Origin of the sequence: Roseovarius lutimaris, assembly GCF_900115165.1 — a bacterium.
Classification (GTDB): Bacteria; Pseudomonadota; Alphaproteobacteria; order Rhodobacterales; family Rhodobacteraceae; genus Roseovarius; species Roseovarius lutimaris.
Genome location: NZ_FOVP01000007.1, coordinates 172846 through 186911, shown reverse-complemented (window position 1 = coordinate 186911; position 14066 = coordinate 172846). Strand labels below are relative to the sequence as shown.

The following is a 14066-nucleotide window of genomic DNA, read 5'->3' as shown; positions in this document are numbered from 1 at the left end:
TAACCGGCGATATTGGCCATCGAGCTCAGCGCATCCATCTTCTGGGCGCGGCTGATCCGTGGCACCATTTCCATCGCCACCACGGTCGCGCCCTTGTCGGCCGCCTGTTTGAGCTGTTTTTCGTTGCCGCCGGGGTTGAAGAAGGAAATCAGCGTCTGGCCCTCGCGCAGCCGCTTGACCTCGGTGTCGGTCGGCACCCGCACCTTGGCGACGATATCGCTCGCCTTCCACAGCGCCGCCGCGGTCTTGATGATCTCGACCCCCGCCGCCGCATAGGCCTCATCCGAAAACCCCGCCGCCACACCGGCCCCGGCCTCAATCGCGCAGACATGCCCCAGCTTTTGCAACTGCAACGCTGACTCAGGCGTCATACCAACCCGATTCTCACCCTCAATAACTTCCCTAGGCGTTCCGATCTTCAATGCTGTGTCCCTTTGTCAAAATGATGGAGCCCCTTGAAGACGCCCGGCGTGCCAGGCTTTAGCGCTTTTTCGGCGGCATCAGATCGGTGATCGTGCCCTCAAACATCTCGGCCGCAAAATTGACCGTCTCGGACAATGTCGGGTGCGGGTGGATGGTGTGGCCGAGATCGGTGGCATCACAGCCCATTTCGATTGCCAGGGCGACCTCGGCGATCAGATCACCGGCGTTGGTGCCGACGATGGCGGCGCCGACGACGCGATCATCGGCCGGGTCGAACAGAACCTTGGTCATGCCCTCGGAGCGCGCATTCGAGAGCGCGCGCCCCGACGCCGCCCATGGGAACACCCCCTTGCCGATTTTCAACCCTTTGGCCTTGGCCTCGGTTTCGGTCATGCCAACCCAAGCCACCTCTGGATCGGTGTAGGCCACAGACGGGATCACCAGCGCATCGAAGGCACGCTTTTTACCGGCACAGACCTCTGCGGCAACCTTGCCTTCGTGAACGGCCTTATGCGCCAGCATCGGCTGGCCGACCACATCGCCGATGGCGAAGATATGTGGCACACCTGTGCGCTGTTGGTTGTCGACGGCGATAAAGCCGCGCTCATCCACCGCGACACCTGCGGCCTCGGCATTTATTTTCTTGCCATTCGGTCGGCGACCGACCGACACCAGAACCTTATCGAAGGTATCGGTGCTGACCTCACCTTTGTCGTTCTCGAAAGTGACCTTGAGCCCCTTTTTCTGGGCCTCCATCGCGGTGACCTTGGTCTTCAGAAGGATGTTCTCATAGCGCTTGGCAATCCGGGTCTGCAACGGCTTGACCATGTCCTTATCCGCGCCCGGCATCAGTTGATCCATGAATTCGACCACGGTGATCTTTGATCCAAGCGCATCGTAGACACAGGCCATTTCCAGACCGATGATCCCGCCGCCAAGGATCAGCATGCGCTTTGGCACATCGGCCAGTTCCAACGCCCCCGTGCTGTCAAGCACGCGAGAGTCGTCATGCGGAATGAACGGCAGCTCGACCGGCTCGGAGCCCGCCGCGATGATGCATTGATCAAAGCTGACCGTTTTGGGGCCGTCCTCGCCCGCGACCTCGATCATGTTCGGCCCGGTGAATTTGCCCGTCCCGCGCAGGGTTGTGACTTTGCGGCCCTTGGCCAATCCGGTCAGACCGCCGGTCAGCTGCCCCACAACGCCGTCTTTCCAGGCGCGCAACGCGTCCAGATCAATCCTGGGCTTGGCAAATGTAACGCCATGCGCCGCCATTTCATCGGCCTCGGTCAATACCTTGGCCACATGCAGCAAGGCCTTGGACGGGATACAGCCGACGTTCAGACAAACCCCGCCGAGGGTTGGGTTTTTCTCGATCAGGACGACGGTCTTGCCAAGGTCAGCCGCGCGGAACGCCGCCGTATAGCCGCCGGGGCCGGAGCCCAGAACAACGACCTCGGCGTGGATATCGCCGGGGCCTTTTGCGGTGCCGGTGGCGACCGTTGCAACAGGCGCCGGAGCTGGCGCTTCCGCAGCCTTTGGCGCATCCGCCGCCTCGGCCGCGTCCAGCACGACGATCACCGTGCCTTCAGAGACCTTGTCACCCATCGCAACCTTGATCTCTTTCACCACCCCCGCCACCGGGGATGGCACTTCCATGGTGGCCTTGTCGCTTTCCAGTTCGACCAGCGGGTCTTCGACGGCGACAGTGTCACCCACCGAGACCAGAATGCCGACGACAGGCACGCCGTCGAAGTCGCCAATATCGGGAACCTTGATATCCATCTCGCCGCCCCCTTACAGCATCAGCCGGCGTACATCGCCGAGCAGATGTTTCAACGTGGCACAAAAGCGGGCGGCCAGCGCGCCATCAATCGCCCGGTGGTCATAGCTAAGTGACAGGGGCTGCATGTTGCGCGGCTGAAACGCCTCGCCGTCCCAGACCGGGGCGATTTTCGACCGGGTGAGGCCAAGGATTGCAACTTCGGGTGCATTCACGATCGGGGTGAACGACGTACCGCCAATCCCGCCAAGCGATGAAATGGTAAAGGTCGCGCCCTGCATCTCGGCGCTTTTCAAGGCGCCGTCGCGGGCTTTGGCGGATAGATCGCCCAATTCCTTGGAAATCTGCACAAGGCCCTTGCGGTCGGCATCCTTGATCACCGGCACCATCAACCCATTTGGCGTATCGGCGGCAAATCCGATGTTGTAGAACTCCTTCTTGATCAGCTTGTCACCGTCGGGATGTACCGAGGAGTTCACCTCCCAATGCTGCTTGAGGGCCGAAACAGAGGCCTTGATCACAAAGCTGAGCAGCGTCACACGATAGCCTTCGGTCTTGGCCTGGGTGTCGAGTTCCTTGCGGTACTTGTCGAGATCGGTGATATCCGCCTCTTCGTTATGCGTCACATGCGGGATGTTGAGCCAGGACCGGTGCAGCGCCGGGCCCGAGAGCTTTTTGATGCGGGGCATTTCAACGTCTTCGACAGGGCCGAATTTCGAGAAATCCACGACCGGGATCGGCGGGATGCCCATGCCGCCCTGTGCGCCCCCGGCCGCCCCCGCAGGCGCCGACATTGATTTCAGATACTTGGTGACGTCCTCGCGCAGAATACGGCCCTTGCGGCCGGTGCCGTTCACCTTGGAAATATCAATGTCCAGGGTCCGGGCAAAGGCCCGGATCGAAGGCGAGGCATGCGCCTTGCCAAATCCGGCGTCGGTCACCGGCGCGGGGGCTGCGGCGGGTGCCGTCGGTGCGGGTGCGGCGGCAGCCGGTGTGGGTGCGGGCGCGGCGGCGGGTGCAGGCGCATCCCCTGCCCCGGCTGCGTCCAGGATCAGGATCAGCGATCCTTTTGAAACGCTGTCGCCCTCGGCAACCTTGATTTCCCTGACGACCCCGGCGGAGGGGCTTGGCACCTCCATGGTGGCCTTGTCGCTTTCAAGCTCAACCAGCGGATCTTCGGCGGCAACGCTATCGCCGACCGACACCAGAATGCCGACGACCGGCACATTGTCGAAATCGCCGATGTCTGGAACTGTGACTTCAATGGTCATGTATTTTCTCCTATCCCGGCTGCTCAGGCAAGCCGTGGGTTCGGCTTGGTGCCGTCAATGTCATATTTGGTAAGCGCGGATTGCATGTCGCCCTTGGTGATGGCCCCCGCCTCGAAAAGCGAGGTCATGGCCGCCGCGGCGATGTGATTTGCATCCACCTCGAAAAAGCGGCGCAGGTTCACGCGGCTGTCGGACCGGCCAAACCCATCCGTGCCCAGAACGGTATAGGCGTTTGGCACAAAGGCCCGGATTTGTTCGGCGTAGTTCTTCATGTAATCGGTCGCGGCAATCACCGGTCCCTTGGCCTTGCTCAGCGCCTGGGTCACATAAGGCACCTGCTTTTCCCCCAGGGGGTTCAGACGGTTGTGGCGGGCCGCATCCTGACCATCGCGGGCCAGCTCGTTCATGCTGGTGGCCGACCAGATATCAGAGGTGACGCCAAAGTCCTGCTTGAGCATCTCTGCCGCCTTGATCGCCTGCACCAGGATCGTGCCAGAGCCCATAAGATTGACATGCTTCTTGCCCGGTTTCTTGGTGTCCTGCAAACGATAGAGGCCCTTGATGATGCCCTCTTCGGCCCCCATCGGCATATCGGGGTGGCTGTAGTTTTCGTTCATCAGGGTCAGATAAAAGGTGATGTCTTCCTGATCGACGAACATCCGCTGCAACCCGTTGTGCATGATCACCGCCAGCTCATAGCTAAAGGTCGGATCATAGGTCACGCAGTTGGGGATCGTGCCGGCAAGGATATGGCTGTGGCCATCCTCGTGCTGCAAACCTTCGCCGTTCAGCGTGGTGCGCCCCGCCGTCGCGCCCAGCAGGAAGCCGCGCGCGCGGCTGTCGCCCGCCGCCCATGCCAGATCGCCGACGCGCTGATGACCGAACATCGAATAATAGATGTAGAACGGGATCATCGGCACGCCGTGGTTGGAATAAGACGTCGCCGCCGCGATCCAGTCGGCCATCGCGCCGGCCTCGTTGATGCCTTCCTGCAAAACCTGCCCATCGGTGGTTTCCTTGTAGAACATCATCTGATCGGCATCCTGGGGCGTATAGTTCTGGCCAAGCGGGTTATAGATACCCGCGCTGCGAAACAGCCCCTCCATCCCGAAAGTGCGGCTTTCATCCGGCACGATGGGAACGACGAATTTACCGATGGTCTTGTCGCGCAGCAAGGTCGTCAGGATGCGCACATAGGCCATCGTGGTCGAGATTTCACGATCGCCTGTGCCCTTCAGCTGTGCCTCGAACTTGGACAGCGCGGGGATTTCGAGCTTGGGCACATCGCGCCAGCTCCGCTTGGGAAACTCCCCACCCAGAGCGCTGCGCCGATCCGCCAGATAGGCCTTTTGCGCATTGTTCAGCGACACGAAGGGCGCGTTCAGCAGGTCCTCATCCGAGACCGGAATCTTGAACCGGTCGCGGAAATCACGCAGCTGGTTGTCGGCGAATTTCTTGGCCGAATGGGTGATGTTCTGCCCCTCGCCAGCGGTGCCCATGCCATAGCCCTTGACCGTTTTGATCAACAGGCATGTCGGCTGGCCCTTGGTGTCGCTGGCCTTCTTGAAGGCGGTATAGACCTTTTGCGGATCATGCCCGCCCCGGCGCAGCGCCCAGATCTGATCGTCCGACCAATCGGCAACAAGCGCCGCCGTCTCTGGGTATTTGCCAAAGAAATGTTCGCGAATATAGGCCCCGTCCTTGGATTTGAACGTCTGGTAATCGCCGTCGACGGTTTCATCCATCAATTGCTTGAGCCGTCCGGTATGATCGTTCTCAAGCAGATCGTCCCAGCCCTTGCCCCACAGAAGCTTGATCACGTTCCAGCCGGCACCGCGAAAATCGCCCTCAAGCTCCTGCACGATCTTGCCGTTGCCGCGCACCGGCCCGTCAAGCCGTTGCAGGTTGCAATTGACCACGAAGATCAGGTTATCAAGGCCCTCGCGCGCGGCAAGGTCAATCGCGCCGCGGCTTTCCGGTTCGTCCATCTCACCGTCACCAAGGAAGGCCCAGACCTTGCGGTCACCCATGTCGATATGGCCCCGGTTGTGCATGTATTTCATGAACCGGGCCTGATAGATCGCCATCAGCGGGCCAAGGCCCATGGATACGGTCGGGAACTGCCAATAATCGGGCATCAGCCAGGGGTGCGGATAAGACGACAGGCCGCCGCCGCTCACCTCGGAGCGAAAGCTCTCAAGCTGGTCCTGAGATATCCGCCCTTCCATGAAGGAACGCGCATAGATACCGGGGATCACATGGCCTTGGAAAAACACCAGGTCACCGCCGTGGATTGCCGATTTCGAGCGCCAGAAGTGATTGAGCCCGATGTCATACATGACTGCGGACGAGGCGAAAGACGCGATATGCCCGCCATATTCGCTGCTTTCCTTGTTGCGCCGCACCACCGTCGCCATCGCGTTCCAGCGGTTGATCGTGCGGATACGCCACTCCATTTCCATGTCGCCGGGAATTTCAAGCTCGTCATCCGCAGGGATGGTGTTCTGATAGGGTGTTGTCGCGGAAAACGGCAGCGTCGCCCCGGCCGCACGGGCCTGTTGTACGGCCTTGTCGAGCAGAAAATGCGCGCGGTTCGCACCGTCTTTTTCGATAACGTCCTGAATGGCCTCCTGCCATTCCTGCGACTCCAGCGGATCAATATCGTTGCTATCTTTCATGGAAATACCTCGTTGGTCATGATCTGTCCCTTGCTGGCGGGGATGTCAGGCATAGCGCTTTTGCTTGGGCATTTCAGCGCGGCCCGGAGTTAAGGAAATTGGGTGGATCAACGGATCGGTGAACGGCCGCGATATCGGGTTTTGCCTTGGGAATTGCGGTCAATATCCTGCTCGACCGGGTATCCGGCGCCGTATTGTTCAAGCCTTTTCGCCTTGCGAACTTTGACATCGACACCTTTTCGAACACTGTAATCCTGACGTTGAGCGTGGCACAGGACAGGATCATAGTAAAGCCGCACCTGTCGCACCCGGCGGAGACAGCGAGCGTGTCAGATAAACCCTCAAGAAAAGCCGGGGGTCCCATCATGCCGAACATCACGACGCGGTATTGCCTCGCTGCAAGATATCAGAAATCTCCTGGCATATCGCGTCAATGGTCGGCTTGAATTCCGCAAAGCTCTTGGTGCGCAGCCGCAGGACCGTCAGGTCAAGCTCGGCCCTGGGAAACCCCAGATCCGTGATTTGCACCAGATGCCCGGTGCGTAAATCCTCTGTGAGGGCCGTCATCGGCAGCCAACCAACGCCCAATCCGCATTTGATGCTTTTCTGAATCGTCTGCGTCAGGCCCGAGACCAGCTTCATCGACACCTTGAACGGAAGGGTCGGCAAGAGCGATGATCGTGTCAGATCACCCATGAACACCTCAGACGGGTAAATGATCAGCGGCAAGGGATCGTCACCGGCGATCTTGTCCTTGAGCCTGGCAATATATTCGGGCGCACAGACAGGAATAAAACCGTCACGCCCAACCGTGGTGCGCTGCACAAAATCGCGCGGCGGGTTAAGGCGCCTTGCTTCGGTTTCATAAAACAGCGCGGCGATGACCTCTTCCGTCATCAGCATCTGAAAACAGGATTCAAGATTGGCCGAGCGTAAACGAATGTCATGCACCGCCATCACCTCATCCAGCGCCGCAAGCGCACGAGGCAGAATATTGGCCGAGATGGAATGTAGCGCTGCAAGCCTGAGCGGCTCGAACGGTTCAACCGCAAAAGCATCGGCCAGGCGGTTCATCGCCACAAGCCCGGTTTCAAGTTCCAGTTTCTGAGCCTTGAGAAACGCCGTTGGCCCCGATGGCCGCCGCGTGCGATCAACTAGCTCTGCCCCAAGAAGATGCTCCAGCGCCTGAAGCCGCCGCGAATAGCCCGACTGCGACGCATTTCGGGTCTGCGCCGCAAGCGAGATGCTTCCGGTGCGGATCAGGGCAAGAAGGTCGAGAATCGCGTTTTTATCCATGGCCCCACCATAGCATGCGGTTTGTGCATATTAGATTGCATTATTAACGCTTTTAAACTGCGGGCCTTGCATTGATTTTAGGCAAACCAATCCGATTCCGACCGGGGGGTGATCCGGCATGCCGACTTTGCGATGTCATCATTTGCCTGTTTGGGCGCCTGCGGTCTTAATGGACAAAAACCAACAAAGGGGAGATACCAACAATGAACCTTCGACTAAAGATGCTTGCGGCGGCGGCGGCCACGGCCGTCGGCCTTGCGGCGCCGGCCTTTGCGGATGCCGGCGACAGCCCGACACTTCAACGCATTCAGGAACGCGGCACGGTCAGCATCGGCCACCGCGAAACCTCGATCCCGTTTTCCTATATCGGCGAGAACAACGAGCCGGTCGGCTATTCCATCGACCTCTGCCTCAAGATCGTCGAGGCCATCGAGGAGCAGCTTGGCGGCGGCAAGCTTGAGGTCCGCTATGTTCCGGTCACCGGCCAGACCCGCATCCCGCTGATCGCGAATGGCACGATTGACATCGAATGCGGATCGACCACCAACAACTTGACCCGCCAGTTGCAGGTTGAATATCTGCCCACCACCTTCATTACCGGCACCAAGATTGCCTCGAAGGTCGGCTCGGGTATTACCGAGCTGGAAGACATGAGTGGCAAGATCATCGGCCTTGCCTCGGGCACGACCAACGAAAAGGCGATCAAGGCCGCGATCGAGGCGAAAGATCTGGATATCAAGATCGTGCCGGTCAAAGACCACAGCCAGGGATGGCTGGCGCTGGAAACCGACCGCATTGATGCCTATGGCTCGGATGACGTGCTGCTTTATGGTCTGATTTCAAAGGCCTCCGACCCGTCGGCCTATCATGTTACCGGCCGCTACCTGTCGTTTGACCCCTATGCCCTTATGGTGCAGCGCAACGATTCAACCTTTGAACGTCTGGGTCGCGTGACAATGGCCGGGCTCATGCGCTCGGGCGAAATGGCGGAAATCTATGCCAAGTGGTTCGAACCCGGCCCGACCAATATCAACATGCCGCTCTCCGACACGCTGCGCACCGCCTTTGAAATTCAGGCCCTGCCCGAATAGGCGCGCGCAACCACTCTATCGGGCGGGGCGGATCATGTTCCGCCCCGTCACCAGAAAAGACCGGGGGATCGCATGAACTATAACTGGGACTGGGGCGTTTTGCTCCGCGACCCCTATCTTGGCTGGATCATCGAGGGGCTTGGCTGGACGCTGGCGATCTCGCTTCTGGCCTGGATCATTGCCTTTTCGCTTGGCTCGGCCCTCGGGGTGTTTCGCACCGCAAGCAGCCCGGTGTTGCGCGCCCTTGCCACCACCTATGTCGAGATTTTCCGCAATATCCCGCTCTTGGTACAGCTGTTCCTGTGGTATTTCGTCTTCCCCGAGCTTTTGCCCGAAGACTGGTCGCGGTGGGTCAAGCGCGACATGCCGTTTCCGGCGCTGACCACAGCCGTGGTCGCCATCGGGCTTTATACCGCCTCGCGGGTCTGCGAACAGGTCCGCTCGGGCATCGAGGCCGTCGGCCCCGGCCAGCGTCAGGCCGGGCGCGCCATCGGCATGACCGAAGTCCAGGTCTATCGCTATATCCTGCTGCCCAATGCCTATCGCATCATCATCCCGCCGCTCACCAGCGAATTTCTGACAATCTTCAAGCAATCCTCTCTGGCGCTGACCATCGGCGTGGTCGAACTGACCGCGATGACCCGCCAGATCGAGGAATACACCTTTCAGGGGTTCGAGGCCTTTACCGCCGCCACCATCGTCTATTCGCTGGTGACCTTCACCGTGATGGCGATCATGCGTCAGGTCGATCGACGCACCGCCCTGCCCGGCACATTCTCGAAAGGGGCCGCGTGATGTTCGACCTTGATTTCTCTGTGATTCCCGCCAATTCATCGCTCTTGTGGGAAGGCATGAAAATGACCTTCCTGCTGACCGGCCTTGCGATTGTCGGCGGCATTGTCCTTGGCACGTTCCTGGCCTTGCTGCGCATTGCCAAAGTGCCGGTTCTGGCCCAGATCGCCGCCGCTTATGTCAACTTTTTCCGCTCGCTTCCGCTTATCCTGGTGATCTTCTGGCTGTTCTTTCTGGTGCCGCTGATCCTCGGGCGGCCGGTCGGGGCGTTTTCCTCGGTGCTGGTCGCCTTCATCATGTTCGAGGCCGCCTATTACTCTGAAATCATCCGCGCCGGCATCAATTCGGTGCGCCCCGGTCAGCTTGCGGCGGCGCGCGCCATCGGCCTCACTTATGGGCAAAGCATGCGCTATATCGTGCTGCCACAGGCGTTTCGCGCGATGACGCCGATCCTGCTGACCCAGGCGATCATCCTGTTTCAGGACACCTCGCTTGTCTACGTGGTCGGACTGCGCGACTTTCTTGTCAGCGCCGAAATCGTCGCCAACCGCGATCAGAAACTGGTCGAGATGTTCCTGTTTGTTGCGGTGGTCTATTTCACCTTCTGTTTCGTCGCCTCAATGGGCGTCCGCTTCCTGCAAAAAAGGCTCGCAACATGATTGAGATGAAATCCGTCAACAAATGGTACGGAAAGACCTTTCAGGTGCTCAAGGATTGTAGCCTGAGCGTTGCCAAGGGCGAGGTCATCGTGGTTTGCGGGCCGTCCGGTTCGGGCAAAAGCACGCTGATCAAGACGGTGAACGGGCTTGAACCGATCAACAGCGGCGAAATCACCGTGGCGGGCACCAGCATCACCGCCAAATCGACCAACCTTGACAGGATGCGCTCGAAAATCGGCATGGTGTTTCAGAACTTCGAGCTGTTCCCGCATATGAACGTGACCGAGAATATCAAGCTTGGCCAGATCAAGGTGCTGGGCCGCCGCCCCGCCGAGGCCGAGACCAAGGCGCTTGCCCTTCTGGATCGGGTCGGCCTTGCCGAACAGGCCAGTAAATACCCCTCACAGCTTTCGGGCGGTCAGCAACAGCGGGTGGCGATTGCCCGTGGCCTTGCGATGGAACCGATGGCGATGCTGTTTGACGAGCCGACCTCGGCTCTTGACCCTGAGATGATCAACGAGGTACTTGATGTGATGGTCGGGCTTGCCAAGGACGGCATGACGATGATGGTCGTCACCCATGAAATGGGGTTTGCCCGCAAGGTCGCCGACAGGGTGGTGTTCATGGATCACGGCGAGATAGTCGAAGATGCAACCTCAACGGATTTCTTTGGCTCGCCGCGCAGCGAACGGGCGCAAGAGTTCCTCTCGAAAATCCTCAACCACTGACGGAACGCCCATGACCAAACCAGACCAGAGCGAACTTGATCTGTTGCCCGCCCTTGCGAAGTACCCGAGGGCGGCGCTGTTTTCCGTGCCCCCCGAGATCGACCCCCTGCCCCGGCTTGGCAAACGGCTCGGGATTTCCCTTGAGGTCAAGCGCGATGACCTGTTGCCGGTCGCCATGGGCGGTAACAAGGTCCGTCAGTTGGAATATTACTTCGGCGAGGCGCTTGCCCAAAACGCCGACAGCGTTCTGATCACCGGCGCGGTCCAGTCGAATTTCGTGCGCCTTTGTGCCGCCAGCGCGCGCAAACTTGGGCTGGAGCCGCATATCCAACTTGAAAAGCGCGTGCCCAAGGATGACGCCGCCTATCTTCAGTCGGGCAATGTCTTGCTCAACCAACTATTGGGCGCGACGATCTATCCTTACGCCGGCGACCAAAACGAAGCCGCCGCCGACGCCAATCTCGATGCCATCGCAGGCGATCTGCGCCGCGCGGGAAAATCGCCCTTCGTGATCCACCTTGGCACCGATCATCCGCCGCTTGGTGGGCTTGGCTATGCCCGCGCCGCCGCCGAAATGTACCTTCAGTATCAATCGCGCGGCCAGTGGCCCGATCACGTCGTTCTGGGCTCCGGCAGCGGCTTGACCCATGCCGGATTTCTCGCCGGGGCACGGGCCATCGGCTGGGATGTTGCGGTGCATGGCATTTGCGTGCGCCGCCCGGCGCAGGATCAGGCGGCCCGCATTCTGACCCGCACAACCGAGATTTGCCGCATGCTTGGCTCGGATTACGCGGTCAGACAGTCCGATATCAGGGTCGATGACAGCACGTTGCATCCGGGCTATGGCCAGATGAACGCCAGCGTCAGGGATGCGATCAGATATGCCGCCCTTGATGAGGGTCTGCTTGTCGATCCGGTCTATACCGGGCGTGCCCTCGCGGGGCTGATCGCCCTGACCGAGCGGGGTATGATCGCGCGCGGGCACTCGGTGGTGTTCATTCACACCGGTGGATTGCCCGCGATTTTCGCCTATCAGGCCGATCTGCTTGCAGGCGTCACGACTTGACGATCAGATGCTCGGGACCATAGGCAAAGCCGGTGATATTGGTGTTGCCCGCGTTGTTGTCGTCGGTGATGACAAGAATGTCATGCTCGCGATACCCGCCCGCCCCCGCAAGGTGGTTCGGGACCGTGATCATCGGCTCCATTGAGACGACCATGCCCGGCTCCAGCACGGTGTCGCAATCTTCGCGCAGCTCAAGCCCGGCCTCGCGGCCATAATAATGGCAGAGCACACCGAATGAATGACCATAGCCAAAGCTGCGGTATTGCAGCAGGTTCTCGGCGGCATACATTTCGTTGAGTTCTTTCGCAATATCGCTGCATTTGGCGCCCGGAGCCAGCAACTCCTTGCCGCGATTATGCACGGCACAGTTGATGTTCCACAGGCGGATATGCTCGTCGCTGGCCTCTTCCGAGAACAGCGTGCGCTCAAGCGCGACGTAATAGCCGGCAACCATCGGGAAACAGTTGAGCGACAGGATATCGCCCTTTTCGATCTTGCGGCTGGTCACAGGGTTATGTGCGCCATCGGTGTTGATGCCCGACTGGAACCATGTCCAGGTGTCGAGCAACTCGCCCTCTGGCCAGACCCTGGCAATCTCGCGCACCATCGTGGCGGTGGAATGCAGCGCCACCTCGTGCTCGGGAACGCCGACGCCAATCGCCTCGACACAGGCCGCCCCACCGATGTCGGCAATCCGGGTCATCTTGGTGATATGCGCGATTTCCTCGGCCGATTTGATCATCCGCAACCGCATCGAGGCGGCGGCGATATCGACAAATTCCATATTCGGGAATTCCGATTTCAACAGGTTCAGCGTGTCGATAGTGATGTGGTCAAACTCAATCCCGAGCCGCTTGACGCCGCCGGTCAGGCTGCGGATAGCATGAAAATAGTTATCCTTCTGCCAATCGGTATAGGTCACATTCCTGCCGCCCGAGGTGCGGCGCCACGGCTGGCCGCCATCAATGCCGGCGCTGATCGAGGTTGAGATATCGTGATCGACCAAAAGCCCGTAACGACGCCCGAAAGCGCAATAGAGGAAGTCGGAATAATAATTGATGCAATGATAGCTGCTGAACAGGGCCGCATCAATTTTAGCCTCTGCCATATAGCCGCGAATTGCGCTCAGGCGACGATTCATTTCGGCGTCCGAAAACGTCGGGACTGCTTTTTCGCCGTTATCTACATAGGTCTGCAACCGTTCGCGTTCCATCGGATCCTCCTGAAAACCTCTTGGGCCGAAACTGACCCCGCTGCGTTCGCAAAAAGGCCCTGAATCACCGGACTTGTCAAAAGATCATATTTCACAGTAGCATTAGATTTTCTAATGCTATGGTGGCAGACATGCGCGCCCCTCCCCTGACCGCGCTTCGGGCCTTTGAAGCGGTGGCACGATTTGGGTCGTTCCGGGCGGCGGCGGATGCGCTTTGCGTCACCCAATCGGCCGTCAGCCATCAGATTCGCAATGTCGAAGACTGGCTTGGCCAGCCGCTTTTCGAGCGCGAGGGAAACCGGACACGGCTTTTGCCGCACGCCATGGATCTGGCCCATAGCCTGTCGCTGTCATTCACCGAGATCGAGGCCGCCTGCCAACGGGCGCGCAGCCAAAGCACCGGGCAGGCCCTTGTTATTGCGGCTATTCCGTCGATTGCCATGTGCTGGCTCATCCCGCGGCTGAGCCGGTTCAGGGCCGCCCACCCCGACATCGAGACCCGTATCGTTTATGCCCTGCACGGCCAGGACATCAATTTTCAGGATGTCCATCTCGCCTTTGTCTTCTCGAAAGGCGCGCCGAGGGTTTCGAATGTCAAAAGTCAGTTCTTCCTTGGCGGAGAAAGCGTGCCGGTCTGTAGCCCCGCCTTACTCCGGGGCTCTGGGGGCCGCGCGCAAACCGATCAGGATATCCTGCGCCTCGGGTTGCTGCATGACGGCGATGCCTCGGGCTGGGCGGGTTGGATGCAGAGGCGCGATACGAGCGACACCGCTGTCTTTACCGGGGCGACCTTTGAGGATTTCAATCTGCTGCGCGCGGCCGCGCTATCCGGTCAGGGCGCGGCGCTTTGCCCTTTGGCCATGGTGCAGGCCGATCTGGACATGGGGCGACTTGTGCAGCTTTCCGAGCGGACGACGACCGACGGTTTTGACTATTACTTGCTCTCTGTCACCTCGGCGCGCCAGCAGGTCAACCGACAGGCGCAGGTGTTTTGCGATTGGGCCATGGCAGAGCGCGCAAAGGCGCTGCCGGGGGCGGAAAACGCCAACTGACACCAGGCAAAACC

The 14066-nt window shown here is 59.7% G+C and carries 11 protein-coding genes and 1 pseudogene; 6 read left to right on the top strand and 6 right to left on the bottom strand.

The window, feature by feature from the left end; all coding sequences use genetic code 11:
• From BMZ91_RS08165 to BMZ91_RS08140, 5 genes and pseudogenes are all read right to left on the bottom strand, one after another.
• Positions 1 to 422: pseudogene (locus BMZ91_RS08165) on the bottom strand (Re/Si-specific NAD(P)(+) transhydrogenase subunit alpha); the annotation flags it as partial.
• A gap of 58 nt (positions 423 to 480) precedes the next feature.
• Positions 481 to 2208, bottom strand: a complete 1728-nt coding sequence (gene lpdA / locus BMZ91_RS08160) for a dihydrolipoyl dehydrogenase (protein ID WP_092836835.1) — start codon at positions 2206 to 2208, stop codon at positions 481 to 483.
• A gap of 12 nt (positions 2209 to 2220) precedes the next feature.
• On the bottom strand, positions 2221 to 3477 hold the full coding sequence (aceF, locus tag BMZ91_RS08155) for a dihydrolipoyllysine-residue acetyltransferase (RefSeq protein WP_092836832.1): 1257 nt from the start codon (positions 3475 to 3477) through the stop codon (positions 2221 to 2223).
• Positions 3478 to 3500: 23 nt separating this feature from the next.
• Positions 3501 to 6155 (bottom strand): pyruvate dehydrogenase (acetyl-transferring), homodimeric type, encoded by a 2655-nt coding sequence (gene aceE, locus BMZ91_RS08150; protein ID WP_092836829.1) that lies wholly within the window; start codon positions 6153 to 6155, stop codon positions 3501 to 3503.
• A 375-nt stretch (positions 6156 to 6530) separates the two neighbouring features.
• Positions 6531 to 7451, bottom strand: a complete 921-nt coding sequence (locus tag BMZ91_RS08140) for a LysR family transcriptional regulator (protein WP_092836822.1) — start codon at positions 7449 to 7451, stop codon at positions 6531 to 6533.
• A gap of 203 nt (positions 7452 to 7654) precedes the next feature.
• Here BMZ91_RS08140 and BMZ91_RS08135 point away from each other — a divergent pair, with 203 nt between their 5' ends.
• The 5 genes from BMZ91_RS08135 (at position 7655) to BMZ91_RS08115 (ending at position 11787) form a co-directional block, all read left to right on the top strand.
• Positions 7655 to 8542 carry an amino acid ABC transporter substrate-binding protein gene (locus BMZ91_RS08135; protein ID WP_092836819.1) on the top strand — a complete coding sequence of 296 codons (888 nt, stop codon included), beginning with the start codon at positions 7655 to 7657 and terminating at the stop codon, positions 8540 to 8542.
• A 72-nt stretch (positions 8543 to 8614) separates the two neighbouring features.
• Positions 8615 to 9337: an amino acid ABC transporter permease gene (locus BMZ91_RS08130; protein WP_092836816.1), complete on the top strand. Its 723-nt coding sequence runs from the start codon at positions 8615 to 8617 to the stop codon at positions 9335 to 9337.
• Positions 9337 to 9993, top strand: coding sequence for an amino acid ABC transporter permease (locus tag BMZ91_RS08125; protein WP_092836813.1), 657 nt, complete (start codon positions 9337 to 9339; stop codon positions 9991 to 9993). The genes BMZ91_RS08130 and BMZ91_RS08125 overlap by 1 nt, the downstream gene beginning before the upstream one ends.
• A complete protein-coding gene (locus BMZ91_RS08120; protein ID WP_092836811.1) occupies positions 9990 to 10721 on the top strand; it encodes an amino acid ABC transporter ATP-binding protein in 732 nt (243 codons plus the stop codon). Before BMZ91_RS08125 ends, BMZ91_RS08120 begins: the two co-directional genes overlap by 4 nt.
• Positions 10722 to 10731: 10 nt before the next feature.
• The gene (locus BMZ91_RS08115; protein ID WP_177193818.1) at positions 10732 to 11787 is read left to right on the top strand and encodes a D-cysteine desulfhydrase family protein; all 1056 of its coding nucleotides are present in this window, start codon (positions 10732 to 10734) and stop codon (positions 11785 to 11787) included.
• On the opposite strand, the gene BMZ91_RS08110 is transcribed toward BMZ91_RS08115, so the two are convergent.
• The gene (locus BMZ91_RS08110) at positions 11777 to 13000 is read right to left on the bottom strand and encodes an aminopeptidase P family protein (RefSeq protein ID WP_092836805.1); all 1224 of its coding nucleotides are present in this window, start codon (positions 12998 to 13000) and stop codon (positions 11777 to 11779) included. The two genes, BMZ91_RS08115 and BMZ91_RS08110, sit on opposite strands and share 11 nt — an antisense overlap.
• Before the next feature lie 131 nt (positions 13001 to 13131).
• Here BMZ91_RS08110 and BMZ91_RS08105 point away from each other — a divergent pair, with 131 nt between their 5' ends.
• A complete protein-coding gene (locus BMZ91_RS08105; RefSeq protein ID WP_092836905.1) occupies positions 13132 to 14052 on the top strand; it encodes a LysR family transcriptional regulator in 921 nt (306 codons plus the stop codon).
• The last annotated feature ends 14 nt before the right edge of the window (positions 14053 to 14066 follow it).